Here is a 4,564-nt window from a genome sequence, read left to right as displayed (position 1 = left end):
GCCGCCGAACAATCATTGTGGGAAAGCCCCGCACCAGCCCGTTCAGGGTTCGGTGCGGGGCTTTTCTGCGTTCACGGCCCGGAATACGGAGCCGGCCGAACCTGCGGCCGCGGCGCGGCCTTCACCAGTCGGCGGGATAGCTCTTGAGGGTGCTCGTGTCCAGCGTCCAGCGGCCGGCGGTGACGACGTCCCCGAAGGAGTAGGGGACCGTCTTGCGGTACCGGGTGCCGTCGGGCCCTGCGGAGGAGTCGCTGTGCACGGTGACGGTCCGCTTGTCCTTGCGGGGGTCCACGACGACGTACAGGGGGACACCCATCCGGGGGTAGTCGTGCAGCTTGTCGCGGATGTCGGTGAGGGAGTTCGTGCGGGAGACGACCTCCACCACCATCAGGACGTCACGGGAGTTGACGACCTTCGCCGTGTCATCGGTGTCCTCTTCCGCGATGACCATGAGATCGGGGACCTTGGTGAGGCCTGTCTGAGGATCGCCCATGTTCGTGTCGTTGAGCGCCATGACCTCTGGCGTCTGTGCCTCGATCTGGCGGCGCAGACGCACCACATTGAGTCCGTGCGGAGCCGTGGGGCTCATCATCGTGAGGAAGATCTGACCGTCGGTGGTCTGCACCTTCCACTGGTCCTCCTGGTGCTCGGCCAGCTCCGCGAGCTGCTCCGCGAAGTCGTGCATGCGGCGCATCTGCTCGGGGGTGAGGTCGCCCATGATTTCCTCCTGGTGGGTGCTCGACCAGCCTATCCAGCAAGCGGCGGTGAGGCCTCGGCCTCGTCGGTTCTCACCCGGGGGAGGATCAGCCCGTGCGCTCTTCCGGCCGGCGCGTGCTCAGGAGTTGTTCAGCGGCCTCGATCGCAGCGAGACGCCGCTGCCCTCGTCACCTGCGTCCAGGTCGATCGCGCACCCGACGAGGGACAACAGGTCTTCGGGACAGCCGAGCCTCTGGCGGGGCCGAGGGCCGGTGCTGCTCCTTCTCGGACGCTGGCTCACCTTCGTGAGTGCGCACCCTGAGTGATACCTACCGGCGCTGCACGGCCGGCCGCCGTGTGGTCTACATTTCCGCCGGGAAGGGCGTGAGCGACTTGGCGATGTTGTGGTTCATGCCGGTCATTCGTCGACGGGCGTGGCGAGCACACCACAGCACCCCGAGGTGACTCGTGTGCCCGGCACTCCGCAAAGGCACAGCCTTCACTCAGCGGCGCAGGGCGGCGTCCAGCTCGTAGTAGAGGGTGTCCAGCCGACTGCGACCAGGGTTGCGAGCCGGCATCCGGCGCAGCAGTGCGCGCACCTCCGGCGGGGCGTGCTCGATCGCCCATCGGATCTCCTCGTCGGCGGCGCCCGTGTCATCGCCCGCGGCGAGCTCACGCGCGAAGGCCTCGTACACGGCGGGCCCCAGTACGTGCTTCGACTGGTGCGGGGTGGCCAGCGGGTGGATGTACGGGGTCGCGGCCGCGTGGCACGCGGCGCGGGCGGCGGCCGTGGCCGCCGGGTCGTCGACCTCGCGCGCCGCCGCGTGGGCCGCCCAGGCGAGGGAACGTAGCTTCGCGGTCCGCTTGCCCTCGCGCACGAAGGCCCGGATGCCTTCGATGGCCTCGCGAGGGCGGGGGTCGGCGGGAGCCTTCGCCTCGAACAACGGCAGTGCCCGCTCGACGCAATCGGCGGCCCAGAGTCCGAGTTGGCGGCGGTCTTCTTCGCTGATGGTCACCTCGTTCATCCGGCCATCATGCGCGTGATCGGCGTTCGGTGGACCTACGGGGCTTGGTGGAGCCGGGTCAGCAGGGCCATCAGGTGCTCCCGTTCGGCCGGGTTGAGCGGGGCGAGGAACTCGGCGTTGGCGGCTTCGGCCAGGGCCGCGCAGCGGGCGAGCACCGCGGTCCCCTCCGGGGTGATGGTGACGGCGTTCTTGCGGCGGTCGCCGGGGTCCGGGGCGCGCAGTAGGAGGCCCGCCCCCTGGAGGTGGTTGAGCATGCCGACCATGTCCTTGGGGTCGACGGCGAGCCGACGGCCCAAGTCGGCCTGGGCGACGGGCCCGTACTCGGCGGTGGCGGCCAGCACCGCGTGGTGCATGAGCTTCAGTCCCTCCGCGGCGACCGCGGCCGCGACCAGCTCGCGGCCGCGTGCCGCGACGCGGCCGACGAGCCAGGAGGGCAGGGACTGGATGTGCTGGAGGGCCGAGGTCATGGCCCCACCCTACCCAAAGTCGTTGGACATCCCCACGGCTTTGAGTTTATCGTTGGGATATCCAATGAAAATTCATCGGGGTCGGGGAGGTCCTGTGCTGCGCATTCGCCATGAGGTCGACGGTGGGCCGGAGCTGCTGTTCGCGGAAGAGGCCGACGTGCCCGCGGCGGGCGCCGGAGAGCTGCTGGTCCGGGTCGAGGCGGTCGGCGTGACCCTGCCGACCGTGCGCAAGGTGCGGGAGGGCAGTGAGCCCGTCCCGCTCGGCGGTGAGGTGGCGGGGACCGTCGTCGCCACCGGCCCAGGTGTCACCGGCTTCACCGCCGGAGAGCGCGTCACCGGACTGTGTTTCGCCGATGCCTACGCCGAGTACGCGGTGCTCAACACCGCCATGACCTCCCGGATCCCGGCAGGAGCCGGCGCCGTGGAGGCGGTCGCGCTGGTCCGCAGCGGCCTGGTCGCCCGCGGCGCGTACGAGGCCGGGCGCGTGGAGCCCGGCGAGTCGGTCCTGGTGACGGCGGCGGCGAGCGCCGTGGGGACGCTCGCCCTCCAGTACGCGAAGGCCGGCGGGGCGGGACGCGTCGTCGCGGCCGTCAGCAGCGCGGACAAGGCCGACTTCGTCCGCGGCCTGGGCGCCGACGAGGTCGTCCTGTACGGGGACGCCGACTGGGGCGGCCCGTACGACGTGATCCTCGACGGCGTCGGCGGCGACCTGCTCGGACCCGCCGTACGGGCCCTGGCGACGGGCGGCCGCCTGGTGGCCTTCAGCTCCGGCGGTGGCACGGTGCAGGCGTACGAACTCCTGCTCCGTGGCGCCTCGTTGATCGGCTTCCAGATGCGGGCGGTCGCGACCGGCAAGCCCGAACTGTACGCGCGCTGGCTGCGCGAGCTGTGGCAGCTGCGCGCCGCGGGCACCCTGCGTACGGCCGTGGACGAGGAGATCCCCCTCGCCGAGGCCGCCCGCGCCCACGCGGTGATCGAGCAGCGCCGGAACCTCGGCAAGGTCGTTCTGGTCCCCTGAGCGGGCAGTCGGCATCTAACCTCGCGCCATGACGAGATATGCGGATCCAGGACTGGTCGACTGGGTGGAGTCCGGCGGGGGGCCGCTGGTGGTGGTGCCGGCTGAGGTGCTGACCCGGTGGGAGGGGGCGGACAGCGAAGGCCCGGAGTCCGACTACGACCGGGCCTGCGCGGTCGTCGGCGGCACCGGACTGCTCGCGGTAGGCCCGTCGCATGCGCTGGTACTGGGCGACGAGCCCTCGTCGACGGCGTTCCTCCCGGAGCACGGGGTCTTCGTACGGTGGGTGGCGGCCGAGTCGGAAGCGGAACTGCTGGGCAGCGTCGGGGCGGCGCTGGAGGATGCCGCCTGGGAGGACGGCCAGGTCTGGGACGTGCCGGGGCCGGTCGTGCTGTTCGACTCCGCCTGGCCCGGCTCCGAGGTGGAGCCCGACAATCACGCACGGGTCGATCTGACGGCCGGCCGGTACGAGGTCCGGACCGCCCTGGCGCAGCCGATCCCCGAGACCGCCTTCCAGCTGGTCCGGGTGGTCCGACTGCCCCTGCTGGGGTAGCGGGCCGCGCGCGGTACGAGTCGTGCACATCTCGCCACGGGCGTCCGCGCCGCGGCCCAGTACTCCTGCGTGACCTCGCGATCATGACGGTCTACTCCGGCTGGCCATGGGCTGCGACGTGCACATGCTGCGGTGTGAGAACTGGTGGGATGAAGAGGGCCAGGACCTCCGCACAGCGGAATGGGAAGCGGCGGTCGCTGCTGATCCGGGCCTCACGATGGCGCCGACGTGGTGGGCGGCGGACGGATCCAGAACAGCCAGGTCGGCGTCTTTCTCGCCTACGCCTCCAGCAAGGGACGGGCCCGACCTGATGCCCGCGAGGCCGGCCAGACCCGCAGACCCGAACCACCCGTCGCCGAGTGGCTGCTGTCGTTGGCCCGCAACACTCGCACGTGGCACCGGCCCCGCCGTCCCTGACCAGGCCACAAGCCGAAGCGCTGCTCGACCGGGCCGGCCTGTAGGGCGGCCCGCGAGGGCGGTGCCCCGGGCCGTTTTGACACCCCTCAGGCCGGGTTGTAGAGTCAAACGGTTGCCTCGAACTGGACAAGTTCGGCAACCCACCCCCCAAGGAATGCAATTCTGTGTGGGGTGCACTCGATTCTTCAGGAATCCGACACCGGGGAAATCCGGTGGAGAACTTCTGATAGAGTCGGAACCGCCGGAAAGGGAAAACGCGAAAGCGAATACCGGGAAAGCGCCGAGGAAGTCGGACACGAAAGAGTCTGATAGAGTCGGAAACGCAAGAACAGAACGAAAGCCCGGAGGAAAACCCGCGAGGGTGAGTACAAAGGAAGCGTCCGTTCCTTGA

General features: G+C 70.2%; 5 protein-coding genes. 2 read left to right on the top strand and 3 right to left on the bottom strand.

The features are described 5' to 3' along the window. Positions 1-121: 121 nt before the first annotated feature. The 3 genes from ACZ573_RS38330 to ACZ573_RS38320 all read right to left on the bottom strand — a co-directional run bounded on the left by ACZ573_RS38330 (position 122) and on the right by ACZ573_RS38320 (position 2,188). A complete protein-coding gene (locus ACZ573_RS38330) occupies positions 122-718 on the bottom strand; it encodes a Uma2 family endonuclease (protein ID WP_376576152.1) in 597 nt (198 codons plus the stop codon). 481 nt (positions 719-1,199) lie between these two features. Next, a complete protein-coding gene (locus ACZ573_RS38325) occupies positions 1,200-1,721 on the bottom strand; it encodes a putative immunity protein (protein WP_471313566.1) in 522 nt (173 codons plus the stop codon). A gap of 35 nt (positions 1,722-1,756) precedes the next feature. Next, positions 1,757-2,188, bottom strand: coding sequence for a MarR family winged helix-turn-helix transcriptional regulator (locus ACZ573_RS38320; protein WP_471313563.1), 432 nt, complete (start codon positions 2,186-2,188; stop codon positions 1,757-1,759). Between the two features lie 94 nt (positions 2,189-2,282). Between ACZ573_RS38320 and ACZ573_RS38315 the strand changes: the two genes are divergently transcribed. Together ACZ573_RS38315 and ACZ573_RS38310 are read left to right on the top strand one after the other, a co-directional pair. Continuing rightward, positions 2,283-3,206, top strand: a complete 924-nt coding sequence (locus tag ACZ573_RS38315) for a quinone oxidoreductase family protein (protein ID WP_471313559.1) — start codon at positions 2,283-2,285, stop codon at positions 3,204-3,206. 28 nt (positions 3,207-3,234) lie between these two features. Continuing rightward, positions 3,235-3,756: an Imm21 family immunity protein gene (locus ACZ573_RS38310; protein ID WP_471313557.1), complete on the top strand. Its 522-nt coding sequence runs from the start codon at positions 3,235-3,237 to the stop codon at positions 3,754-3,756. Positions 3,757-4,564: the final 808 nt, after the last annotated feature.

This window comes from Streptomyces sp. NPDC040545 (assembly GCF_055595065.1).
The sequence above is the reverse complement of the archived record's forward strand: the minus strand, read 5'-3'. Positions and strand labels throughout refer to the sequence as shown.